Source organism: Agrobacterium sp. MCAB5, assembly GCF_052114365.1.
Classification (GTDB): Bacteria; Pseudomonadota; Alphaproteobacteria; order Rhizobiales; family Rhizobiaceae; genus Agrobacterium; species Agrobacterium tumefaciens.
In genome coordinates this window covers 1-391 of sequence record NZ_JBFREP010000329.1, presented here as the reverse complement: position 1 = coordinate 391, position 391 = coordinate 1, and the positions used below count along the sequence as shown (strand labels likewise).

Genomic DNA, 391 nt, shown 5'->3' with positions numbered 1-391 from the left:
GGTTTCGGCTGCGGCCTACACCGCTGTTGATAGGGCGGAAAGCGAACCGGAGGTTGCCTTTGCCGTCAATCGGGATGGAGCTCGTGCAGTCGCAAAGGCCGCAAAAGAACTTGGTATTCCTGTCATTCATCTTTCCACGGATTATGTGTTCGACGGCACCAAGGGTTCACCTTATGTCGAAAGTGATCCGACAGCCCCTCTTCCGTCTACGGCCACTCGAAGCTTGAAGGCGAAAACGCCGTTGCCGACGCCAACCCTAATCACGTCATCCTGCGCACGGCATGGGTCTATTCGGAACACGGCGACAACTTTGTCAAAACCATGCTTAGGCTTGGCGGGGTCTATTCGGAACACGGCGACAACTTTGTCAAAACCATGCTTAGGCTTGGCG

The 391-nt window shown here is 55.0% G+C and carries 1 pseudogene; it reads left to right on the top strand.

Annotated features, from left to right (window positions below):
• A pseudogene (locus AB4Z23_RS28875) lies at positions 1-391 on the top strand (SDR family oxidoreductase); the annotation flags it as partial.